The 3645-nt window shown below is 71.4% G+C and carries 3 protein-coding genes; 1 reads left to right on the top strand and 2 read right to left on the bottom strand.

The annotated features are described in order from the left end of the window. Window positions 1-73: 73 nt before the first annotated feature. A complete protein-coding gene (locus tag GCU69_RS07385) occupies window positions 74-1354 on the bottom strand; it encodes a L,D-transpeptidase (RefSeq protein WP_098753695.1) in 1281 nt (426 codons plus the stop codon). A gap of 377 nt (window positions 1355-1731) precedes the next feature. Here GCU69_RS07385 and GCU69_RS07380 point away from each other — a divergent pair, with 377 nt between their 5' ends. Next, the gene (locus GCU69_RS07380) at window positions 1732-2055 is read left to right on the top strand and encodes a hypothetical protein (RefSeq protein WP_098753694.1); all 324 of its coding nucleotides are present in this window, start codon (window positions 1732-1734) and stop codon (window positions 2053-2055) included. A 9-nt stretch (window positions 2056-2064) separates the two neighbouring features. On the opposite strand, the gene hutH is transcribed toward GCU69_RS07380, so the two are convergent. After that, complete coding sequence (gene hutH, locus GCU69_RS07375; RefSeq protein WP_156205457.1) at window positions 2065-3633, bottom strand: histidine ammonia-lyase; 1569 nt, start codon at window positions 3631-3633, stop codon at window positions 2065-2067. Window positions 3634-3645 lie beyond the last annotated feature (12 nt).

Raw genomic sequence — 3645 nt, 5'->3', positions numbered from 1 at the left:
CGGCGTGCTGCCGGCCGCCGCCCGGGGCGGATGGAGAAGACGAGCCGTCCGGCGTGACCCGACGGGGACGGGGTCAGAGCGCGCTGCCGGCCACCCACTCGTTCCAGTCCATGTTCCAGCCGTTGAGGCCGTTGTCCGGCTGGATCGTCTTGTCGGGCGAGTTCTTGACCACGACGACGTCACCGAGCAGGGAGTTCTCGTAGAACCAGGCGCCGTCCTGGTTCTTGTCGCCGGCGCCCTTGACGTCGTTCAGGCCGACACAGCCGTGGCTGGTGTTGGCGTTGCCGAAGACCGAGTCGGCGCCCCAGTAGTTGCCGTGGATGAAGGTGCCGGAGGTCGACAGCCGCATCGCGTGCGGGACGTCCTTGATGTCGTACTCGCCCTTGCCGTCGTCGTCCGTGAAGCCGACGGTGGCGCCGTCCATCCGGGTCTCCTTGAACTTCTCGGAGATCACCATCTGGCCGTTGTACGTCGGGTTCTCCTTGCTGCCCGCGGAGATCGGGATGGTCCGGAGCGTCTTGCCGTCACGCTCGACCGTCATCTTCTTGGACTTGACGTCGACCGTGCTGACCTGGCTGCGGCCCACGTTGAAGCTGACCGTCTTCTCCTGGACGCCCTCCACGCCGGGGGCGCCCTCGACGCCGTCCAGACCGAGCTTCATGGTGACCGTCGAGCCGGCCTTCCAGTAGTCCTTGGGACGGAAGTCGAGGCGCTGCGAGTTGAACCAGTGGCCGACGACTTCCTGGCCGCTGCTGGAGTTGACCTCGATCGCGGCCTCGACCTCGGCCTTGTTGGTGATCTCCTTGTCGAACTTGATCGACACGGGCATGCCGACGCCGACGGTGGAGCCGTCCTCGGGCGTGAAGTTGCCGATGAAGCTGTTGTCGGGCGAGACCGTGGTGAAGCTGGAGTTCTCGGTGGCCTCGCGGCCCTTGCCGTCCTCGGCCTCGGCGGTGACCTTGTACTTCGTGGACCGCTCCAGCTGGCCGTCCGGCTTCCAGCTCTTGCCGTCGGCGGCCAGCGTGCCGGGCACCTCGGCACCGGTGGCGACGGAGGTCATCGTGACGCCGGTGAGCTTGCCGCCACTGACGGTGACCTTCACGTCACTGTTGATGCCGGTGTTGTCCGCACCGTTCTCCGGCGAGATCTTTATTCGCGCGTCCGAGGCGTCCTTCGCCGCCGCCTCGTCGACATCGGTCTGCGACTTGGAGCCCTTGTCCCCGCCCTTGGCGTCGGCACTGCCGCCTTCGTCGCCGCCTCCGCACGCAGTGAGCGTCAGCGCCCCACTGAGCAGCGCGGCCGCGGCCGCAAGTGCCTTGCGCCGCTTACCGTCCGTCATCACACGCTTCTCCATTGCTACTGTCCCCGGGTCCCCGGGCCGGGCCGCTGGGTACACGAGCCCGCCCCAATCCTTTAAGAACACCGATATGTATCCGTACGTTCCGTCCGGCGCTCAAGTGTGGCGAGGACCACGTCAACTTGGGTTTGAGTCACACCGCTCGAAGGAGTGACCCGCTTTCGGCCCTCGGGCTCACGCCCTCGGGTCGGCGCCTGCCCACCCTTGTCCGCTCTCATCCTTCTTCACCGGCATCGTTCTTGTCACGCCCCCTGAATACGGACGCCACGGGCCCCGGCGCAGTTGCCGATTCCCCAGACTTTCCCACAACCCGCACCAGTCACTAACATCAGTGCGGACGGCTATCCAACCTGTGCCACGAGGGGGTCCGTGACGTGTCCGCACGCCGACCGCTGCTCACCGCAGCCGCTGCGGGATCCGTACTGCTCGCCCTCTGGTTCGTGCCCTCGGCCAACGCCACGATCGACACCGGCGCCGCTGCCGCGCGCAGCCAGGCGGCCGGTGACTCCGCCGCGGCGGACCCGGGCGCGGCGGGCGAGGACCGGCCGAAGGCGGCCGGCGAGGGCGTCGATCCCACGCTCGCCGACACCGGCAGCTTCGACTCCGGCCCCTATCTCCTCGGCGGCACGGCCTTCCTCGGCGCGGGCGCGGGCCTGGTCGCGGTCGCGGCCCGCCGTTCCCGGGCGGCCGCCTTCTGACTCTCCCGCTCAGGCCAGCGGACCCGTCGCCGCCTCCGCCGCCGCGACCAGCCGCCCGGAGCGTACGAACTCCTCCGCCGCGGCCAGGTCCGGCGCCAGGAAGCGGTCCCCGCCCGGTCCCGCGACACCCGCCGCCCGGACCGCGGACAGCACCGAGCGGGCCGCCGGTCCCGGTGTCAGCCCCTCGTCCCCGCGCAGCTCGACCGCCCGCGCCGCGGCGACCAGTTCCACCGCGATCACCCGGGTCAGGCCGTCCACGGCCGTACGCAGCTTCCGCGCGGCGGACCAGCCCATGGAGACGTGGTCCTCCTGCATCGCGGAGGACGGGATGGAGTCGGCCGAGGCGGGCACCGCGAGCCGCTTGAGTTCCGCGACGAGGGCCGCCTGCGTGTACTGCGCGATCATCAGCCCGGAGTCCACCCCGGGATCACCCGCGAGGAACGGCGGCAGGCCGTGCGAGCGGTTCTTGTCCAGCAGCCGGTCCGTACGGCGTTCCGCGATGGACGCCAGGTCGGCCGCGGCGATCGCGAGGAAGTCCAGGACGTAGCCGACGGGCGCGCCGTGGAAGTTGCCGTTGGACTCCACGCGTCCGTCGGGGAGGACGACCGGGTTGTCGACGGAGGCCGCCAGTTCGCGGCCGGCGACCAGCAGGGCGTGCGCCAGGGTGTCCCGGCCGGCGCCCGCGACCTGCGGTGCGCAGCGCACCGAGTACGCGTCCTGCACGCGCGGGGCGGCCTCCTGGCCGTCGTGCCCGGTCTGGTGGTGCCCGGTGAGCCCGGAACCGGCAAGCACCCGCAGCATGTTGTCGGCGCTCGCGGCCTGCCCGGGGTGCGGGCGGATGGCGTGCAGCTCGGGGGCGAGCACCCGGTCCGTGCCGAGCAGGGCCTCCAGGGTGAGGGCGGCGGTGATGTCCGCCGAGGTGAGGAGGCGCGCGAGGTCGGCGGCCGCCATGACGAGCATGCCGAGCATGCCGTCGGTGCCGTTGAGGAGGGCGAGCCCTTCCTTCTCGCGGAGTTCGACGGGCTCGATGCCGTGCTCGGCGAGCAGTTCGGCGGACGGGCGCACGGCGCCGTCCGGGCCCTCCGCCTCGCCCTCGCCCATCAGCGTCAGGGCGCAGTGCGACAGCGGCGCCAGGTCTCCGGAGCAGCCGAGGGAGCCGTACTCGTGCACGACGGGGGTGATCCCCGCGTTGAGCACCGCGGCCACGGTCCGGGCGACCAGCGGGCGCACACCGGTCCGCCCGGAGGCCAGGGTCTTCAGCCGCAGGAACATCAGCGCGCGGACGACCTCGCGTTCGACGGCGGGGCCCATGCCGGCCGCGTGGGAGCGGACGATGTTGCTCTGGAGACGGCCGCGGAGCTGGGGGCTGATGTGGCGGACGGCGAGGGCGCCGAAGCCGGTCGAGACGCCGTAGACGGGCTCGGGCTTGGCCGCGAGGGCGTCCACGACCTCGCGGGAGGCGGCCAGGGCCGCGAGGGCCTCCGGTGCCAGCTCGACCCGCGCGGCGCCGCGGGCCACGGCGACGACGTCCTCCGGGGTCACGCCGGACGTCCCGAGGACCACTTTTTGCATATCCATATTCAGGACCCT

This window comes from Streptomyces lycii, assembly GCF_009735685.1.
Classification (GTDB): Bacteria; Actinomycetota; Actinomycetes; order Streptomycetales; family Streptomycetaceae; genus Streptomyces; species Streptomyces lycii.
Note: the sequence above shows the minus strand (reverse complement) of the source record. Positions and strands in the feature narration are given on the sequence as shown.

Coding starts and splice junctions, on each gene's coding strand:
- GCU69_RS07385 (WP_098753695.1), bottom strand. CDS start 1,354: ATGGAGAAGCGTGTGATGACGGACGGTAAGCGGCGCAAGGCACTTGCG.
- hutH (WP_156205457.1), bottom strand. CDS start 3,633: ATGGATATGCAAAAAGTGGTCCTCGGGACGTCCGGCGTGACCCCGGAG.